Origin of the sequence: Paracoccus sp. (in: a-proteobacteria) (genome assembly GCF_030538755.1) — a bacterium.
In the GTDB taxonomy this organism is placed as follows: domain Bacteria; phylum Pseudomonadota; class Alphaproteobacteria; order Rhodobacterales; family Rhodobacteraceae; genus Paracoccus.
In genome coordinates this window covers 1-18606 of record NZ_JAUNTJ010000011.1, presented here as the reverse complement: position 1 = coordinate 18606, position 18606 = coordinate 1, and the positions used below count along the sequence as shown (strand labels likewise).

Annotated in this window: 20 protein-coding genes and 1 tRNA gene; 10 read left to right on the top strand and 11 right to left on the bottom strand. The window is 64.2% G+C overall.

Annotated features, from left to right (window positions below):
- Positions 1-4 precede the first annotated feature (4 nt).
- The 3 genes from Q4G14_RS08450 to pnp all read right to left on the bottom strand — a co-directional run bounded on the left by Q4G14_RS08450 (position 5) and on the right by pnp (position 3912).
- A complete protein-coding gene (locus Q4G14_RS08450; RefSeq protein WP_303361299.1) occupies positions 5-814 on the bottom strand; it encodes a glycosyltransferase family 2 protein in 810 nt (269 codons plus the stop codon).
- Positions 815-888: 74 nt separating this feature from the next.
- Entirely contained in the window at positions 889-1692 is an 804-nt protein-coding gene (locus Q4G14_RS08445) for a hypothetical protein (RefSeq protein WP_303361298.1), read from the bottom strand.
- Between the two features lie 78 nt (positions 1693-1770).
- Positions 1771-3912: a polyribonucleotide nucleotidyltransferase gene (pnp, locus tag Q4G14_RS08440; protein WP_303361297.1), complete on the bottom strand. Its 2142-nt coding sequence runs from the start codon at positions 3910-3912 to the stop codon at positions 1771-1773.
- 262 nt (positions 3913-4174) lie between these two features.
- Here pnp and Q4G14_RS08435 point away from each other — a divergent pair, with 262 nt between their 5' ends.
- Positions 4175-5230 (top strand): 2,3-butanediol dehydrogenase, encoded by a 1056-nt coding sequence (locus tag Q4G14_RS08435; protein WP_303361296.1) that lies wholly within the window; start codon positions 4175-4177, stop codon positions 5228-5230.
- A gap of 124 nt (positions 5231-5354) precedes the next feature.
- Positions 5355-6566, top strand: a complete 1212-nt coding sequence (locus tag Q4G14_RS08430) for a PLP-dependent aminotransferase family protein (protein ID WP_303361295.1) — start codon at positions 5355-5357, stop codon at positions 6564-6566.
- 159 nt (positions 6567-6725) lie between these two features.
- Here the strand turns inward: Q4G14_RS08430 and Q4G14_RS08425 are convergent, their stop codons facing one another.
- The 6 genes from Q4G14_RS08425 to Q4G14_RS08400 all read right to left on the bottom strand — a co-directional run bounded on the left by Q4G14_RS08425 (position 6726) and on the right by Q4G14_RS08400 (position 9597).
- Positions 6726-7184: a nuclear transport factor 2 family protein gene (locus Q4G14_RS08425; RefSeq protein ID WP_303361294.1), complete on the bottom strand. Its 459-nt coding sequence runs from the start codon at positions 7182-7184 to the stop codon at positions 6726-6728.
- A gap of 135 nt (positions 7185-7319) precedes the next feature.
- Positions 7320-7589: a 30S ribosomal protein S15 gene (rpsO, locus tag Q4G14_RS08420; RefSeq protein ID WP_303361293.1), complete on the bottom strand. Its 270-nt coding sequence runs from the start codon at positions 7587-7589 to the stop codon at positions 7320-7322.
- A gap of 137 nt (positions 7590-7726) precedes the next feature.
- On the bottom strand, positions 7727-8617 hold the full coding sequence (locus tag Q4G14_RS08415) for a calcium-binding protein (protein WP_303361369.1): 891 nt from the start codon (positions 8615-8617) through the stop codon (positions 7727-7729).
- Between the two features lie 60 nt (positions 8618-8677).
- Entirely contained in the window at positions 8678-9184 is a 507-nt protein-coding gene (locus Q4G14_RS08410) for a DUF1643 domain-containing protein (RefSeq protein ID WP_303361292.1), read from the bottom strand.
- Positions 9185-9309: 125 nt separating this feature from the next.
- Entirely contained in the window at positions 9310-9435 is a 126-nt protein-coding gene (ykgO, locus tag Q4G14_RS08405) for a type B 50S ribosomal protein L36 (RefSeq protein WP_028725484.1), read from the bottom strand.
- Positions 9436-9522: 87 nt separating this feature from the next.
- Positions 9523-9597, bottom strand: a tRNA-Val gene (locus Q4G14_RS08400).
- A gap of 156 nt (positions 9598-9753) precedes the next feature.
- On the opposite strand from Q4G14_RS08400, the gene Q4G14_RS08395 reads away from it, so the two are divergent.
- From Q4G14_RS08395 to Q4G14_RS08380, 4 genes are read left to right on the top strand one after another with little or no spacing between them, the layout of a single operon-like run.
- On the top strand, positions 9754-10617 hold the full coding sequence (locus Q4G14_RS08395) for an N-formylglutamate amidohydrolase (protein ID WP_303361291.1): 864 nt from the start codon (positions 9754-9756) through the stop codon (positions 10615-10617).
- A gap of 15 nt (positions 10618-10632) precedes the next feature.
- Entirely contained in the window at positions 10633-11523 is an 891-nt protein-coding gene (locus tag Q4G14_RS08390) for an SPFH domain-containing protein (protein ID WP_303361290.1), read from the top strand.
- The gene (locus Q4G14_RS08385) at positions 11520-11795 is read left to right on the top strand and encodes a hypothetical protein (RefSeq protein WP_303361289.1); all 276 of its coding nucleotides are present in this window, start codon (positions 11520-11522) and stop codon (positions 11793-11795) included. The genes Q4G14_RS08390 and Q4G14_RS08385 overlap by 4 nt, the downstream gene beginning before the upstream one ends.
- On the top strand, positions 11788-12228 hold the full coding sequence (locus tag Q4G14_RS08380; RefSeq protein ID WP_303361288.1) for an NUDIX hydrolase: 441 nt from the start codon (positions 11788-11790) through the stop codon (positions 12226-12228). The genes Q4G14_RS08385 and Q4G14_RS08380 overlap by 8 nt, the downstream gene beginning before the upstream one ends.
- A 5-nt stretch (positions 12229-12233) precedes the next feature.
- On the opposite strand, the gene Q4G14_RS08375 is transcribed toward Q4G14_RS08380, so the two are convergent.
- Positions 12234-12992 (bottom strand): hypothetical protein, encoded by a 759-nt coding sequence (locus Q4G14_RS08375; RefSeq protein WP_303361287.1) that lies wholly within the window; start codon positions 12990-12992, stop codon positions 12234-12236.
- Positions 12993-13084: 92 nt separating this feature from the next.
- Between Q4G14_RS08375 and Q4G14_RS08370 the strand changes: the two genes are divergently transcribed.
- On the top strand, positions 13085-13570 hold the full coding sequence (locus tag Q4G14_RS08370; protein ID WP_303361286.1) for a GNAT family N-acetyltransferase: 486 nt from the start codon (positions 13085-13087) through the stop codon (positions 13568-13570).
- On the opposite strand, the gene pyrF is transcribed toward Q4G14_RS08370, so the two are convergent.
- Entirely contained in the window at positions 13557-14243 is a 687-nt protein-coding gene (pyrF, locus tag Q4G14_RS08365) for an orotidine-5'-phosphate decarboxylase (RefSeq protein WP_303361368.1), read from the bottom strand. The two genes, Q4G14_RS08370 and pyrF, sit on opposite strands and share 14 nt — an antisense overlap.
- Before the next feature lie 110 nt (positions 14244-14353).
- Here pyrF and Q4G14_RS08360 point away from each other — a divergent pair, with 110 nt between their 5' ends.
- From Q4G14_RS08360 to Q4G14_RS08350, 3 genes are all read left to right on the top strand, one after another.
- The gene (locus tag Q4G14_RS08360; protein WP_303361285.1) at positions 14354-14548 is read left to right on the top strand and encodes a hypothetical protein; all 195 of its coding nucleotides are present in this window, start codon (positions 14354-14356) and stop codon (positions 14546-14548) included.
- Positions 14549-14643: 95 nt separating this feature from the next.
- Entirely contained in the window at positions 14644-17283 is a 2640-nt protein-coding gene (gene clpB / locus Q4G14_RS08355) for an ATP-dependent chaperone ClpB (protein WP_303361284.1), read from the top strand.
- Between the two features lie 418 nt (positions 17284-17701).
- Entirely contained in the window at positions 17702-18601 is a 900-nt protein-coding gene (locus Q4G14_RS08350) for a glycerophosphodiester phosphodiesterase family protein (RefSeq protein ID WP_303361283.1), read from the top strand.
- The last annotated feature ends 5 nt before the right edge of the window (positions 18602-18606 follow it).

Genomic DNA, 18606 nt, shown 5'->3' with positions numbered 1-18606 from the left:
ACGGTCAGTATCCGTCCGGCTCGTGCGGCTCGTCGGGGGGAACCCGGCGAGCGGCCTCGGCCTGATACCGCTTGGCCTCGGTCAGGAAGGCATAGATGCCGCCCTTGGCCGCGTGAATAAAGCCCGGCCAGCCGCAGCGCCACAGCCCGTAGCGGAAATACCAGCGCAGAAAGAACACCGGCGGGCTGAAGATCATCTTCCACGGCCGGGCCTTTTTCCCGCGCCCGGCCTGCATCTGCGCCTTGAGCGTCGAGTATTTGTTTTCCTTCTGCATCTGGTCGTGCAGAAAGATCGGGCTGAAATGCAGCAAGCCGCCAGGCTGCGCCTTGCGCACCTCGCCGTCGATCAGGATACCCTCGTGGACCAGATCGGTGGCGTTGAAACGCCCCGTTCCCCGCCGGAACAGCCGGTTGTGATACCGCTCATGCGCGCGCAGGGGGACATAGCCATAGCCGATCAGATAATCGTAACGGGTAATCTTCCACCCGTTCACGCCCGGCTGATTCAGCAATTCCGGTATCCGGGCGCGCAGGTTGCGGCTGACCCTTTCGTCGCTGTCGATGGACAGGCACCAATCCTGCGTGCATTGGTCCAGCGCGAACCGTTTTTGCGCCCCGAACCCGCGCCATGGTTCGTGCAGAAGCGTGATCGGCAGCCCCTCATCGCGCAGAGCCTCGACGAGGGCCACCGTGTTGTCGGTCGAGCCAGAGTCCACGACGATGATCTCGGCGCAGAAGTCCACGCTGCGCAGGCAGCGTTCAATCACACGTTCTTCGTTCTGACAGATCACGAAGGCAGAAATGGGAAGGGTCATCGTCAGGTCCAGCAAAAGCGCAAAGCAGTCATGCGGGGCATCATGGTCAAGAAAAGCGCCATCGAACAGATGGCTTAGACGGTGATCCCGTCACGTCGCGCCTGTTCGATCAGCCCGGCCATATACGACCCTTCGGGCACCTGCCCGCCATGATGCTGCGCCAGATGCGCCCGCATCAGGCCGCCCCACAGATGCAGCCCATAGGCTGAATCGGGGATCTGCGCCGGGGTCAGCGCGCCAGGGGTGATGAACCGCTCCATCTGGCCGATATGCACGGAATAGAACGCCTCGACCGGCATGGTGTGGGAAATTTCGCCGGTTTCGCGCAGATAATGCGTCAGCGCATGAGGGCCGATGCTGCCCCACGGCCACACGTCGATCGGCAGGCCGCGCCCAAGACCGCGCAGGCGATATTTCCATTTCCGAAACCCCGTCAGCAAGGGCGGGGTGCCAACCGTATCCTCGTTGAAGGCCAGCAATGCCCGAAGGGCCTGCGATTCACGGGGCATCCGCAAGACCGCGCAATTCACCGACCCGGCGTGATCTTCAAAGCCAAAGACGTAAGGCGAATCGAACCGGAAGGGCCGCAGGGCGATCATATCCAGATCGACCCAGATCGCCGCGCTGCGATCCATCAGCGCATAACGGAACAGATCAGAATGCAGCGCAGGACTGCCGCTGCGGCGATGCCGGACGATGCGGCGGGCGGGCAGGATCTGCGCCGCATCCCTGCTTTCCACATCGCGCGGCAGATTGGGAACGGGATCATAGCTGTAAACGATCAGCTTGTGCCCCAGCCGCAGAAACGAATGGATGCTGGCGATTTCAATTTCGCCAAGCTGTCCGCCAATCCAGAGGCTGGCAAGGTCACGATCCATCGGCATTCCTTGACGCAGGGGCGCTTTGAAAAGGAAAGACCCGGATGATTCCGGGTCTTTCCACAGATCGGAGCGGAATTATTCCGCCGATTCTTCTTTTTTCTCGACGATTTCTTCGCCGGTTTCCTGATCGACCATCTTCATGCCAAGGCGCACCTTGCCGCGGTCGTCAAAGCCCAGCAGTTTCACCTTAACTTCCTGCCCTTCTTTCAGCAGTTCGTTCGGGTGACCCAGACGCTTGTTGGCGATCTGGCTGACGTGAACCAGACCATCGCGCTTGCCGAAGAAGTTCACGAAGGCGCCGAAATCGACCAGCTTCACCACCTTGCCGGTGTAGATCTGACCTTCTTCCGGCTCGGCCACGATCGACCAGATCATGTCGTAAGCCTTCTTGATCGAATCGGCATTGGCCGAGGCGATCTTGATGGTGCCGTCGTCGTTGATGTCCACTTTCGCGCCCGAGGTTTCCACGATCTCGCGGATGACCTTGCCGCCCGAGCCGATCACTTCGCGGATCTTGTCGGTCGGGATCTGCATCGTTTCGATGCGCGGGGCGTGGGCGGAAAATTCGCGGCGGCCTTCGGTCAGGGCTTTGGACATTTCGGCCAGAATGTGCATCCGGCCATCCTTGGCCTGTGCCAGCGCCTGTTCCATGATCGCGGGCGTGATGCCGGCCACCTTGATGTCCATTTGCAGGCTGGTGATGCCGTTTTCGGTGCCGGCAACCTTGAAGTCCATGTCGCCCAGATGATCTTCGTCACCCAGAATGTCGGTCAGCACCGCCCATTTGCCGTCATCTTCCAGAATCAGGCCCATGGCGACACCGGCGACCGGCGCTTTCAGCGGCACGCCCGCATCCATCATCGACAGCGAGCCACCGCAGACCGACGCCATCGAGGATGAGCCGTTCGATTCGGTGATCTCGGACACGACGCGGATGGTATAGGGGAAGTCGGTCGCCGCAGGCAACACCGCTTGCAGCGCGCGCCATGCCAGCTTGCCATGGCCGATCTCGCGGCGGCCGGGGCTGCCGACGCGGCCAACCTCGCCCACCGAATAGGGGGGGAAGTTGTAATGCAGCAGGAAGTTCGACCGGAAATTGCCGTGCAGCGCGTCGATGATCTGTTCGTCATCGCCGGTGCCCAGCGTGGTCACGACCAGCGCCTGCGTTTCGCCACGGGTGAACAGCGCCGAGCCATGGGTGCGCGGCAGGATGCCGACTTCGCTGTCGATGGCGCGCACGGTGCGGTTGTCGCGCCCGTCGATACGCGCGCCGCCCGAAATGATGTCACCGCGCAGAATGCCCGATTCCAGCTTTTTCAGCGCCGAACCAAGGTTGGCATCCGCCAGTTCGTCTTCGCCCAGAGATTCAAGGATTTTCGCCTTGGCGGCGTCAATCGCATCGCGGCGTTCGCCCTTGTCGCGGATGGCATAGGCGGCGCGCATATCGTCGCCACCCAAGGCTTTGACCCGCTCATACAGGGCGGAATAGTCGGGCGATTTGAAATCGAACGGCTCTTTCGCGGCGGCTTCGGCCAGGTCGATAATCAGGTCGATGACCGGCTGCATCTGTTCATGGCCGAATTTGACCGCGCCCAGCATTTCGTCTTCGGTCAGCTCATAGGCTTCGGATTCGACCATCATCACGGCGTCTTTGGTGCCCGCGACGACCAGATCCAGACGCTGTTCCGGGTTGTTGCGCAGCTGATCCATATCGGCAACTTCGGGGTTCAGCACATATTCGCCATTGCTGAAACCGACGCGCGCGGCACCGATCGGCCCCATGAACGGCACGCCCGAAATGGTCAGCGCGGCCGAGGCGGCGATCATCGCCACGATGTCGGGATCATTGACCAGATCGTGCGACAGCACGGTGCACATGACCAGCACTTCGTTCTTGAAGCCCGGCGCGAACAGCGGGCGGCAGGGACGGTCGATCAGACGCGCGGTCAGCGTCTCTTTTTCGGTCGGGCGCGCCTCGCGTTTGAAAAAGCCGCCCGGCACTTTACCGGCGGCATAGTATTTTTCCTGATAATGCACGGTCAGCGGGAAAAAGTCCTGCCCCGGCTTGGGTTCTTTGGCAAAGGTGACGTTCGCCATGACGCTGGTTTCGCCCAGCGTGGCGATGACCGACCCGTCGGCCTGACGCGCAACCTTGCCCGTTTCCAGCGTCAGCGTTTCCTGACCCCACTGGATTGATTTCTTCACTTCATCAAACATCTGATTTCCTCATGGATGCCAGCCCTCTGGCAACCCTTTCCTATGGCGGCCCCATTGCCGCCGCCCCCTATCCTGTGCATGTGGCCGGGGGCGGGCCTCACGTCGCAGATTGCATGGACATATCGGAAAATGCGCCTGTTGGAAAGTGTTTGCCGCAAGGCGCGCCCGGCCCCACCCCTGCACCCCCGGCATGGCGGCCTTGCCTGTCGGAAACGGCGGTTTTGTGCTATGATGGCGGGGCAACCTCTCAGGAGAAAAAGCCATGAAAGCAGCACGCTGGCACAAGGCCAAAGACATCCGTGTCGAAGACGTTGCCGAACCGGCCCCCGGCCCCGGTCAGGTCAAGATCAAGGTGAAATGGACCGGCATCTGCGGCAGCGACCTGCACGAATATCTGGCCGGCCCGATCTTTGTTCCCGTCGATGCGCCGCACCCGGTCAGCGGCGACGTGGCCCCGATCATCATGGGGCACGAGTTTTCGGGCGAAGTCGCCGAACTGGGTCAGGGCGTGACCCGGCTGGCAGTCGGCGACCGCGTGGTGGTGGAACCGATCCTGGCCTGCGGCGAATGCGATTCCTGCCGCCATGGCAAATACAACACCTGCGACAAGCTGGGCTTTCACGGCCTGTCGGGCGGCGGCGGCGGGTTTTCCGCCTATACCGTGGTGGGCGAGCAATGGGCGCACAAGATGCCCGAGGGGCTGTCCTTTGAACAGGGCGCGCTGGTCGAACCCGCCGCCGTGGCGCTGCACTCGATCCGGGTGTCCAGCCTCAAGGCGGGCGGCACGGCGGTGGTGTTCGGGGCCGGTCCCATCGGTCTGCTGATCGTGGAATCGCTGCGCATCGCCGGGGCCTCGGCCATCCATGTGGTCGAGCTGTCCGCCGAACGCGGGGCCAAGGCGCTGGAACTGGGCGCGACGACAATCATCAACCCCGCAAACGAAGACGCCGTCGCCCGCATCCGCGCACTGACCCCCGGCGGCGTCGATGTCGCCTATGAGGTGACGGGCGTGCCCGCCGTTCTGCAACAATGTATCGACGCCACCCGCTATGACGGCGAAACGGTGATTGTGTCGATCTGGGAAAAAGAGGCGTCTTTCCAGCCCAATACCGTCGTGCTGAAAGAACGCAGCATGAAGGGCACCATCGCCTATCGCGACGTGTTCCCCGCCGTGATGCAACTGATGACGCAGGGCTGGTATGCCGCCGACAAGCTGGTGACAAAGCGCATCCAGATCGACGACATCGTGGACGAAGGCTTCGAGGCGCTGGTCAGGGAAAAGACCCAGATCAAGATTCTGGTTCAGGCCCCCGACTGACCCCGACTGACCCCGGCGGCGGCACCCGCGCGGTGCCGCCCGCGCTGTCCAGACTGCGGCAGGGTCATTGACATTTCTCTGCCGCAGGAATTTTCTGGCGCGACACTCTGGGCACAGGACGAACATGGATTGGCAGCAGATATTTGCCTCGCGCATGATGCGGATGAAGGCGTCGGAAATCCGCGAGCTTCTGAAGCTGCTGGATCAGCCCGACATCATCTCGTTCGCGGGCGGCATCCCTGACCCGGCGCTGTTCCCGACCGCCGCCTATCGCACCGCCATGGCCGAGGCGCTGTCGGATGCCACCGCCCCCACCGCGCTGCAATATTCCGTCAGCGAAGGCTATCGCCCGCTGCGCGACTGGATCGTGCAGGAAATGGCGCGATCCGGTGTGACCTGCACCGCCGACAATATCCTGATTACCTCGGGTTCCCAACAGGCGCTGGATTATCTGGGCAAGCTGCTGCTGTCGCCCGGCGATACCGCGCTGGTGAACTGGCCCAGCTATATGGGCGCCTTGGGGGCCTTCAACGCTTATGAGCCGCGCTATGACCGGCTGAACGGCAATGCCGGGCCTGCCGAATTTGCTGCGGCGGCTGCGGCGGCAGGGGGGCGGGTGAAATTCGCCTATCTCTCGGCCGATTTCGGCAACCCGACCGGGGAAACGCTGGATCTTGCCGGGCGTCAGGCGCTGATCGACCTTGCCGACGATCTGGACATCGCCATCATTGAGGACAACGCCTATCAGCGCCTGCGCTATGACGGCGAACCCGTGCCCTCGATCCTGGCGCTGGAAATCGCGCGCAAGGGCAGTATCGAAAACTGCCGCACGGTCTATTGCGGGTCGTTTTCCAAATCGCTGGCACCGGGGCTGCGCATCGGCTGGGTCTGCGCCGCGCAAGACGCGATCAACCGGCTGGTGCTGCTGAAACAGGCCGCCGATCTGCATTCGGCGACGCTGAATCAGGTCGTCACCGCCCATGTCGCGCAATCGGTGTTCGAAGATCACGTCGCCGGGCTGCGCCAGACCTATGGCCGCCGCCGCGACCTGATGCTGGCCGCGCTGGATCGCGAAATGCCCGATGGCGTCACATGGACCCGGCCACAGGGCGGCATGTTCGTCTGGCTGACCCTGCCCGCGCAGATGGACGGCGCAACGCTGCTGGCGCAGGCACTGGCCGATGAAAAGGTGGCCTTCGTGCCGGGGCGGGCCTTCTTTGCCGACGGCTCGAACGGCAACACCATCCGGCTGAGCTTTACCCTGCACGAAGCCGCCCCGATGGACGAAGGCATCGCCCGTCTGGGCCGCGCCATCAGGAACTATCGCGCGGCCTGAACGGCACGGCTTGCGGGTGCCAACCCGCAACTGGGTCGGGGTGCGCAATCTGGTGACGCATGGCGCGTTTTTGTCACCCATCGGCGACCTTTAAACCCACCGCGCAAATAAAAACGCCCGCAGCGATTTGCGGGCGTTTGCGGGCTGGACCCCGGCCGATCAGAACATCGTGTTTTCATTCGCCGCTTCGGTCGGGACGTTCTGGATCACGTCCCAATGTTCGACGATCATGCCGTCCTCGACACGGAAAATATCCACCACGGCCTGACCGGGGTCATCCGCGCCATTGGTCGAGTGGATATGCAGCCAGACCAGATCGCCATCAGCGGCAGAGCGCACGATCCGCGCCCGCGATTCGGGGTTCTCGGCGAAGAAGCCGGTGAAATAGCCGACGAAGGGCGCTTTGCCGTCGGGCACTTCGGGATTGTGCTGGATGTAATCCTCGGCCACGACATCGGCGGCGCTTGCATCATGGCGGTTAAAGAAACCGTCATAGAATTCAACGACAAGCTGGCGGTTGGCCTCTTCCTGCGCGGTGTCACGCTCTTGCGCAAGGGCGGCATTCGCACCCAGCATCAAGGCAGCACCGAGGGTAAGCGGCTTTATCAATCGGATCATGGTTATATCCTTTCCCAAAAGGAACCGAAGGCAGGAATCGGCCCGCCTGTGGCCAGAATAAGCCCCAGCCCGGCCGGTGCAAACAAAACGCCCGCAGCCATCGGCCACGGGCGTTTTCCATTCCGGCCAGCCGGATCAGCGGCGCAGGCCAAGGCGCTGAATCAGGGCGGTATAGCGCGCTTCTTCCTTGCCTTTCAGATAGTCCAGCAGCTTGCGGCGCTGTGCGACCAGCTTCAGCAGGCCACGGCGGCTGTGGTTGTCTTTCTTGTGGGTTTTGAAATGCTCGGTCAGGGTGGCAATGCGCGAGGACAGGATCGCAACCTGCACTTCGGGGCTGCCGGTGTCACCAGCTTTGGTGCCGAATTCCTTGATGACGCGATTCTTTTCTTCAACCGTGATCGACATCGGGGTCTCCTTTCAGGATCAAAGGGTTATGGCGCAGGCCGGGATGTCGTCCAGCGCAGGCCCGTGGAGCGCCGCACAGGCCAATCGCCCGGCGGATGCGCGCGTATAGGGGAATATGCCGCAAAAAGAAACCCCTGTTACGCGCGAACCACAACGATCTGCGCCTGATCCAGCGCCAGCGGGTTCAAAAATTCGCCCACCGCCGCGCCGCCGACATGCAGGCGCATATTGCCGTTCTGATGTTCCACAAAGTCGATCAGAATGTCATCGGGGGCATCGGCGGGCAGGTGAACCTCGATCCGGTCCTCGCGCCCGTCGAAATCGCCGATCGTCGGCACGCGGCCATCGACCAGATGCAGCGCAAAGGTATCGGCGCCCGCGCCGCCTTCGGCAAAATCGCCCGCGCCCGGCATCAGCGTGTCATCGCCGTCACCGCCATGCAGCCATGCCTGCCCGCGATCATTCCCGACCAGCAGATCATTACCGGCACCGCCATTCAGATCGTCATTGCCCGGCCCGGCGATCAGCGTGTCGTCACCCTCGCCGCCGGACAGCCAGTCGTCGCCCGACCCACCCTCCAGCAGATCGTCGCCGGTGCCGCCGAACAGCGTGTCGTTGCCCGGACCGCCGCGCAGCGTGTCATTGCCGCCCTGCCCGGCCAGCCAGTCATCGCCGCGCCCGCCGATCAGCAGATCATCGCCCGCCGCGTCATGGGTGCCATCGCCTTCCAGCCAGTCGTTGCCAAGGCCGCCGATCAGCGTATCATTGCCGCCACCGCCGCGCATGTCATCGTCGCCATCATGGCCACGGATCAGATCGTCGCCATCGCCGCCGCCCAACTGGTCGTTGCCGGGGCTGCCATCGACCGGCTGCTGCGCCTCGGCCGTGTCATCGGAGGGCAGATCGTCATCGTCGGGCAAGGGGTCATCCTCGGTCGCGTCCCGGCCCGAAGAAAAGTCAAGCGCCACCCCGACCAACAAAAGACCCACCGCACTGGCCAGCATCCACATCGCCACACTCCACACCATCACACACTGGTGGGATAGCAGATTCACACATCGTTAACGAAGTGCTTTCTTAATAATGGGTTAAGGCCGCCACAACTCGGGCGCGCGGGCATAGGCCACATAGAGCGGATGCCGCGGCGCTCCCCCCGCCGTCAGCCCCAGATGCAGCAAGCGCTGCCCACTGCCCGCCAGCATCCCCCGCACCACCGCATCCCGGCCATGCAGCGCGCCATGCACGCCCCAGGCGCACAGCACCGCAGCGCCCCCGGCGACGGTTTCCAGAATCACCGCATCGTTATCCGGCCCGACCGGATCACCCGCCCGCGCCAGATCCGCCGGGCGCGTCGCGCGCCATGCGAACAGGTTGACCACCGACAGCGCATCATAGCCCAGCATCCGGCTGCGCCGCTCGACCCGCTCGATCGTGGGGTCATTCGCCGCCTCGGTCGCGGTCGAGGGGTTCAGCATCACCCAGACCAGCGCCGCCCCCGGCCCCCAGCGGCGCGTCAGCGCATAGCGATAGGCACCGCAATCCGAATAAACCGCGCGGGAATCGCGGCCATCGCCCGAATGCTGCCGTTCGATCATCGCCATTCCCCTGTCAGCTGTTCGTGTCAGCCCCCTTGCCGCCCCGCCATCGGCAGCCGGACACCAGCGGGCAAAGAAAAACCCGCCGTTTCCGGCGGGCCATTCGTTTCGCAAAATCGCGTGCCTCAGCCCTGACGGGCCTTGAAGCGGCGATTCGTCTTGTTGATAACGTAGATGCGCCCCTTGCGGCGGACGATCTGACAATCACGGTGCCGGCTCTTGAGCGAGCGGAGCGAGTTGCGAACCTTCATCGGTCTCTCCTCTTGTCGCGGCGCTGCGCTGGCCGCCTTGGCGAAAACGAAATGCCCCCGACGCGAATGCCGGGGGCGGCGAATAAATGGTGGGCGGTACTGGGATCGAACCAGTGGCCACTACGATGTCAACGTAGTGCTCTACCGCTGAGCTAACCGCCCGAACCTTGGTGATTCTGCCAGCAGCCACTGGGGCTGCATCGGCCAAACCGCGTTTGGTCCGCGTGTCTATATAGTCACCCGCCGGGGGTTTCAAGTGCTATTGGCGACAAACGAAACAGGCTATACATTGGCAACCGTTCCGACCAAGGCCGCACCATGACCTGTGATCCGCCGCCCTTTGAAATGAATGTCCCCGGCGATTGGGCCAGTGGCGTGATCTTTGCATCGCCGCATTCGGGCGATCATTACCCCGACTGGTTTCTGGCCGGAACCTCGCTGCCGCAAAATGTGCTGCGCTCGTCCGAGGATGCCTTTGTGGACCGGCTGATCGCATCGGCCCCGAACCACGGCGCCGCCACGCTGACCGCGCGGTTTCCGCGCTGTCTGGTGGACCTGAACCGGGGCGCGGATGAAATCGACCCCCATATCGTGCGCGGCGTGCCGCGCCATCCGCTGAACCAGCGGACCATGGCCGGGCTGGGGGTGATTCCGCGCGTGGTCACGCAGGGCCGGGCCATCCACGACAACCCCATCGACCGGGCCGAGGCCGACCGCCGAATCAACCAATACTGGCGGCCCTATCATCAGGCGCTGACCTCGATGATCTGCGCCGCGCGGGCGCGATTCGGGCAGGCGATCCTGATCGACATGCACTCGATGCCGCGCGATGCGCTGAACCATCTCAGCGGGGCGCGGCCCGATGTGGTGTTGGGCAACCGGCACGGCCTGTCCGCCTCGACCCGGATCAGCGACATCATCGCCGCCGCCTTCAACGCCGAGGGCTGGCGGGTGCGCCGCAACGCGCCCTTTGCCGGTGCCTATATCGCATCGACCTATGGCCGCCCGACCCAGAACATCCATGTGGTTCAGGTCGAAATCGACCGCAGCCTGTATATGGACGAAGCCAGCATCACCCCCCTGCCCGGCTTTTCCGTGTTTGCGACGCGGATGAACCGGGTGATCCGCAGCCTGTCCCGGCTTGAGGCAGGCGGCAACAGCAACCTGATGGCAGCCGAATAACCCAACGGAGAACGAATGCCCGATCAAATCATCGAATTGCTGTCGCGGAACGTGGCCCTGATCGTTCTGGCCATCGTCATTTACTGGGCAATCTCGTCCGCGGTGCGCATCGTGCCGCAATCGGAAAAATTCGTGGTCGAACGCTTTGGCCGGCTGCGCTCGGTTCTGGGGCCGGGGATCAACATCATCACGCCGTTCATCGACCGGGTGGCGCATCGCATCTCGATCCTGGAGCGGCAGTTGCCGACCAACAGCCAGGACGCCATCACCGCCGATAACGTGCTGGTGCAGGTGGAAACCTCGGTCTTTTATCGCATCATCGAACCGGAAAAGACCGTCTATCGTATCCGCGACATCGACGGCGCCATCGCCACCACCGTCGCCGGGATCGTGCGCTCGGAAATCGGCACGATGGAGCTGGATCAGGTGCAGTCGAACCGCGCCGCCCTGATCGCGCGGGTCAAGGAATCGGTCGCCGATGCCGTGGATGACTGGGGGATCGAGGTGACGCGCGCCGAAATCCTCGACGTCAATCTGGACGAGGCGACCCGCGCCGCCATGCTGCAACAGCTGAACGCCGAACGCGCCCGCCGCGCGCAAGTGACCGAGGCCGAGGGCAAGCGCCGCGCCGTCGAACTGGCCGCCGACGGCGATCTGTATGCCGCCGAGCAAGAGGCCAAGGCCAAACGCATTCTGGCCGAGGCCGAGGCATTCGCCACCACCGCCATCGCCGAGGCGATCGCCAAAGGTGGCATTCAGGCCGCGCAATATCAGGTGGCGATGAAACAGGTCGATGCGCTGACCGCCGTGGGCAACGGGCCGGGCAAGCAGACCGTGCTGATCCCCGCCGCCGCGCTGGATTCCTTTGCCGATGCCTTCCGGCTGTTGCGGGGGGCAGAGAAATGATGTGGCAGAACGGCTGGATCTGGCTGAACGCCGCGCTGCTGCTGGCGGCGCTGGAACTGGCGCTGCCGGGCTGGTTCTTTATCGGCATCGCATTGGCCGTGGCGCTGATGGGCATGGCGTTGCTGGCCGGGTTGTGGACGGGCGGGCTGCCGATGGCGCTGGTCGTCACGGCCGTTCTGTCGGGGGTGATCTGGCTGATCCTGCGCCGCGCCCTGCCCCGCAGCCGGGGCGAGGTCCGCATCTGGGACCGCGACATCAACGACAATGACTGAGGCACCCGCGCCGACCGGCCGCTTTGTCGGGGCCAAGCTGCTGCTGACCTGCGGCGACAGCATCCTTGTGATGCAGCGCGACGATCTGCCCGGCCTGCCATGGGCCGGGATGTGGGATCTGCCCGGCGGCGGCGCAGAGCCGGGCGAAACCCCGCCCGAATGCGCCCTGCGCGAACTGGCCGAGGAAACCGGCCTGCATCTGGGTCAGGACCGCATCACCCGCGCCGAGCCGCGCCCCTCGATCAGCAAGCCGGGGCGGGTCGGCTGGTATTTCGTCCTGCCGATCACTGTGGCCGAGGCAAAGGCCGCCCGGCTGGGCGACGAAGGTCAGGCGCTGCGGCTGATGCCGGTGGCGGAATTCATCGCCCATCCGCAGGCAATCCCCGCCTTTCGTGACATCGTGGCGGAAATGGTGGCGGTCCCCTCGGCCTAGCGCCTCTATCCGGTCACGCGCGCCGCCAGACGCACCAGCCAGCGCATCCCGTCGCCCTTGACCGCCCAACTGGTCGCAAAGGCAAAGCAGGCCAGCGCCTCGGCCCAGAAAACCGGCTGCCACAGGCTGCCCGACGCCGCGCGGGTGCCCCACAGCAGCGCAATGGCCAGCATCGCCAGCACGATGACCGCGCCGCAGATGCGATAGATCAGCTTGCTGGCGCGGCGTTCCACCGTGTCATCGGGGCCGCGTGTGAACAGGATCAGGCAGAACACCACCAGCGCCGCAAAGAACATCGCCGCAAACAGCACATGCGCCCGGCCCGCCAGTGCCGGCGTCAGCACTTGCTGGGCAAAGCTGCAATTGGCCGGCAGCGCCGCCAGATCGCACAGCGGCAGCTCAAAGCGCGGCACCGCCGGAATCCACGCCGTGCCAAGCGCCCCGACCGAGGCCACGCGCGCCACCACCAGATCGCTGAAGAACTGGTCCTTCAGCCGCCGAAACCCCTGATACGACCACAGAAACACCGCAATCGCGCAAAGCGTGCCGGTAAAGATCACTCCGACCGGGCTGTAGTGATAATCCGACATGGTGGGCAGCGGTGCCTGTCGGTGCGAAACGCTGTAAAGAAACAGCGCCAGCGGCAGGAAAAACCCCAACAGCCCGACCGCGCGCCGCACCGACCGGAACGACAGGACCAGATCGTTATCGGCCTTTTGCTGATCGTGCAGCGCCTGTTCGGCTGCGGTTGTGGTGCTGGCCATGGCATCCCCCTTTTCACCAAAGGGTTGCACGGTCGCGCAGAGCGATCAACAATCCCTTAATGCAGCGCACGTTGCCCGGTCAGGATCTTGCCATGCCCCCAGTCGAAATGCGGCCCTATGCGGCGCGGTTTCAGGATGATGTCATCAATCTGGCGCTGATGGCGTGGCGTCCGGTCTTTGCGCAGACCGCCGCCGAAGTGCCGCGCTTTGTCTATGATGCGTTTTACCCCGATGGCTGGGAACAGCGTCTGCGTCAGGACATTGCCGCGTTTCTGGCCAGCCACGGCGATCATGTCTGGCTGGCCGATGCGGGCGAGGTCGCAGGTTTCATCGGCCTGCGCCAGCACCCACAGGATCAGATGGGCGAGGTCTATATGCTGGCCGTCCACCCCGACCATCAGCGGCAAGGCATCGGGCGGCGGCTGATGGTCTTTGCCGAACAGCATCTGCGCGATGCCGGGTTCAGGATGGTCATGGTCGAAACCACCGGCGACAGCGGTCATGCCCCCGCGCGCGGGCTGTATCAGGATACCGGCTATCAGCCCTGGCCCGTCGCCCGCTACTTTAAACCGCTTTGATCTCGTCCAGCACCGCCTGCGCTGCCGCGCGCGGATCGGCGGCCTGCCAGATCGGCCGCCCGACGACGATGTGATCCGCCCCGGCAGTCAGCGCGGCGGCGGGTGTCTCGACCCGCTTCTGGTCGCCCTTGTCCGCACCCACAGGCCGCACCCCCGGCGTGACGATCAGCCCCGCGCCGGGCAAGGCACGGATCGCCGCCGCCTCGCGCGGGGAACAGATGATGCCGTCGGCCCCGGCCTCGAACGCGCGGGCGGCGCGGTCCACGGTCAGATCGTGCAGATCGCCGGGCGCGATCAGCGCCGCATCCAGATCGGCCCGGTCCAGCGAGGTCAGGATCGTGACCGCCAGAATCTTCAGATCGCTGCCCGCCGCGCCCTGTTTGGCGGCGCGCACCACATGAGGGTCGCCATGCACGGTCAGGAAATCCAGATCGAACTGCGCCAGCCCGCGCACGGCGGCCTCGACCGTGGCGCCGATGTCGAACAGCTTCATATCCAGAAAGATGCGCTTGCCGTGTTCCTGTTTCAGCTCGTTGGCAAGGGCCAGACCGCCGCCGGTCAGCATCCCCAGCCCGATCTTGTAGAACCCGACGGCATCGCCCAGCCGTCCGGCCAGATCCAGCCCCGCCACCGCATTCGGCACATCCAGCGCCACGATCAGCCTGTCGTCCATCGTCATCACCCCCGTTGATGCCCGCCTTGTGCCATGACGCCAAGCCGGTTGAAACCCCGGTCCCGACACCGCATCCTGCGGCCAGCGGCAGGGGCAAACGGATCACACGCTTGCCCGGCCAGTTGCAGGCCGAATGGATCACCCTGCATGACAACCCCGACTTCCGCGATTTCGTGGCATTTCTGCGGCAGGAACCGGACCGCGTGGGGCCGGGCGATCCCGACACCTGCCGGTATTTCTTTGGCCGTGCCGTCGCGCTAGAGGCGGCGTTCTTCGATGCCGCTTTGGACGCCCCGCCATCTTGAAGCCGGGCGGCGGCAACCACAGATAAGCCCTGGACCCGCAGCACGCCGCGCCACATCGGGCGGCATAATCGCGGGGGCTGAAAGAGGATTATCACATGAACATGGAAAAATTTACCGAACGGTCCCGCGGCTTTATCCAGTCGGCCCAGACCATTGCGATCCGTGAAGAAAACCAGCGGGTTGTGCCCGAACACCTGCTCAAGGCGCTGATGGATGACGATCAGGGGCTGGCCGCCAATCTGATTACCCGCGCCGGCGGCAACGCGCAGGCCGTGCGCGGTGCCGTGGATCAGGCCGTGGCCAAGCTGCCCAAGGTTCAGGGCGGCGGCGGTCAGGTTTACGTCGATCCCTCGATGGTGCGCGTGCTGGACGAGGCCGAACAGGTCGCGAAAAAGGCGGGCGACAGCTTTGTGCCGGTCGAACGCATCCTGATGGCGCTGACCATGGTCAACACCAATGCCAAGGACGCGCTGGATGCAGGCAGCGTCACCGCGCAGAAACTGAACAGCGCGATCAACGACATCCGCAAGGGCCGCACGGCAGATTCCGCCTCGTCCGAGGACACGATGGAGGCGCTGTCGAAATATGCCCGCGACCTGACCGAGGCGGCGGAACAGGGCAAGATCGACCCGATCATCGGCCGCGACGAAGAAATCCGCCGCGCCATGCAGGTGCTGTCGCGCCGCACCAAGAACAACCCGGTGCTGATCGGTGAACCCGGCGTCGGCAAGACCGCCATCGCCGAAGGGCTGGCGCTGCGCATCGTCAACGGCGACGTGCCCGAATCCCTGCGCGACAAGAAGCTGATGGCGCTGGACATGGGCGCGCTGATCGCCGGGGCGAAATACCGTGGCGAGTTCGAGGAACGGCTGAAGGCCATCCTGAAAGAGGTCGAAACCGCCGCCGGGGAAATTATCCTGTTCATCGACGAATTGCACACGCTGGTCGGCGCGGGCAAGACCGATGGCGCGATGGATGCCGCCAACCTGATAAAACCGGCGCTTGCGCGGGGCGAATTGCATTGCGTCGGCGCCACCACGCTGGACGAATACCGCAAATATATCGAAAAGGATGCCGCCTTGGCCCGCCGGTTCCAGCCGGTGCTGATCGAACAGCCCACGGTCGAGGATACCATCAGCATCCTGCGCGGCATCAAGGAAAAATACGAGCTTCACCACGGGGTGCGCATTTCCGATGCGGCGCTGGTCGCGGCGGCGGAACTGTCGAACCGCTATATCACCGACCGCTTTCTGCCCGACAAGGCCATCGACCTTGTGGACGAGGCCGCATCCCGCCTGCGGATGGAGGTGGACAGCAAGCCCGAAGAACTGGACGCGCTGGACCGCCAGATCCTGCAAATGCAGATCGAGGCCGAAGCCCTGAAGAAAGAGGACGACGACGCATCCCGCGACCGGCTGGAACGGCTGGAAAAGGATCTGGCCGACCTGCAACAGCGCAGCGCCGAAATGACCGCACGCTGGCAGGGCGAACGTGACCGGCTGGAAGGCGCGCGCGGCCTGAAGGAGCAGCTCGACCGCGCCCGCGCCGAACTGGATCAGGCCAAGCGCGAAGGCAATCTGGCCCGCGCGGGCGAACTGTCTTACGGCATCATTCCGGGGCTGGAAAAGCAACTGGCCGAAGCCGAGGATCAGGACAACGCCCTGATGGTCGAAGAGGCCGTGCGCCCCGAACAGATCGCCGAGGTGGTCGAACGCTGGACCGGCATCCCCACCAGCAAGATGCTGGAGGGCGAGCGTGACAAGCTGCTGAAGATGGAGGAAATCCTTGGCAAGCGCGTCATCGGTCAGGCCGAGGCCGTCACCGCCATTTCCAAGGCCGTGCGCCGCGCCCGCGCCGGGCTGTCGGATGAAAAGCGCCCCTTGGGCAGCTTTCTGTTCCTTGGCCCGACCGGGGTGGGCAAGACCGAACTGACCAAGGCGATGGCCGAATACATGTTCGACGACGAAGATGCGATGGTGCGCATCGACATGTCCGAGTTCATGGAAAAGCACGCCGTCAGCCGCCTGATCGGCGCGCCCCCCGGCTATGTCGGCTATGACGAAGGCGGGGTGCTGACCGAGGCCGTGCGCCGCCGCCCCTATGCTGTAGTGCTGTTCGACGAGGTGGAAAAGGCGCACCCGGATGTGTTCAACATCCTGCTGCAAGTGCTGGATGACGGGCAGTTGACCGACGGTCAGGGCCGCAAGGTCGATTTCAAGAACACGCTGATCGTGCTGACCTCGAACCTTGGCGCGCAGGCGCTGTCGCATCTGCCGGCCGATGCCGACAGCGGCGCGGCGCGGGCCGATGTGATGGAGGCGGTGCGGGCGCATTTCCGCCCCGAGTTCCTGAACCGTCTGGACGAGATCATCATCTTCCGCCGCCTGACGCGGGACAATATGGACGGGATCGTGCGCATTCAGCTGGCCCTGCTGGAACGGCGGCTGGCGCAGCGCAAGATCACGCTGGATCTGGACGACAAGGCCATGCGCTGGCTGGCCGACGAAGGCTATGATCCGGTGTTCGGTGCCCGCCCGCTGAAACGGGTGATCCAGCGCGCGCTGCAAGACCCGCTGGCCGAAATGCTGTTGTCGGGCGATGTGCTGGACGGGCAGACGGTTCAGGTCAGCGCCGGGGATGCCGGGCTGATCGTGGGCAACCACGTCGGCACCGCCGGGCACAAGCTGGGCGCGGTGGGCCAAGGCCCGCGCGACGACGAACCGACGGTTCACTGAAAAACTGTTCACTGAAAAACCGTTTACTGACACGCGCAAGGCCCCGGTCCGCCGGGGCCTTGTTGCATCGCGGCCCCGGTTCCTGAACCCCTGAACTGCGCCGGTGCAGCGGGTCTCGCGGGCAGATCGCCCTTGCCCCCATCCCTGCCGGGCCTATGGACATGCGCCCCCCACGCGCGCGCCGTGCATCACGCACGGCTCATCTGACCACTCAACCGCCCTGCGAACGGGGCGGGCCGGAACCAGGAACCGCGCCACCACCCTGAACGACAGCGCAGCGGCGCCAAGCTCTGCCCCTGCCCCGGTTTCATATTTCCATCATCAAATCATCATGCGCCGTTGACCTTTGCGTTACCCGGCGCGCGCAGTCTGCCGCCCTATGGACCGCGCATTCACCCCATTCGCAAGGAACAACCCCATGCAAAAGATCGCCTCTGTTGCCGCCGCGCTGTCGCTGCTGGCAGTGCTGGCACCCGCTGCCCATGCCGCGACGACCGTGCCTTACAACACGCTGACCGGCAATGCGCCGCTGGTCATCGGCCATCGTGGCGCGCCTGCCTATCTGCCGGAAAACACCATCGGCGGGAACGAGCTGGCCGCGCGGATGGGGTCGGATTACATCGAAACCGACGTGATGATGACCGCCGACAAGGTGCTGATCGCCATGCACGACCTGACGCTGACCCGCACCACCAATGTCGCGCAGGTCTATGCCCCGCGCAACGGCGGCTATGCCGTCGAGGACTTTACCTATGCCGAGTTGCAGGCGCTGACGGTGCAGCCGACCGGCAGCGGCGACTGGACCTATCCGGGCTTTGCCCCGGCGGATGCCGACCCCTATCGCATTCCGACCTTTGCCGACATGCTGGACGCGCTGACCGATTATAACGCCGCCAACGGCACCAATGTCGGGATGCTGACCGAGGGCAAATATGCCTATGACGCCGCCACCAACCGCGCGGTGATCGAAACCCTGATCGAGCGGGGGTATGACTCGCCGGAAAAATCCATCGTGCAATCGTTCGATTTCGCCAATGTCAGCGAATATGCCGCGCTGCTGGCGGAACATGGCGTCGATATGGGCGTCGCGCAACTGGGCGGCGGCAATCTGATTGGCGACCAGTGGTTCATCGGCACCACCGCCAGCTTTGAAACGCTGGCGGGCTATACCGATACCGTGGCGCTTTACTATCAGTCGATCACCGAGGGGCTTATCAAGGCCGCGCATGATCTGAACCTCAGCGTATTCGCCTGGACCTTCCGCCCCATACGCGCTAACTTAAGGGTTAGACGGGCGGCATCTGTCCGTGATTCATAAGGTGG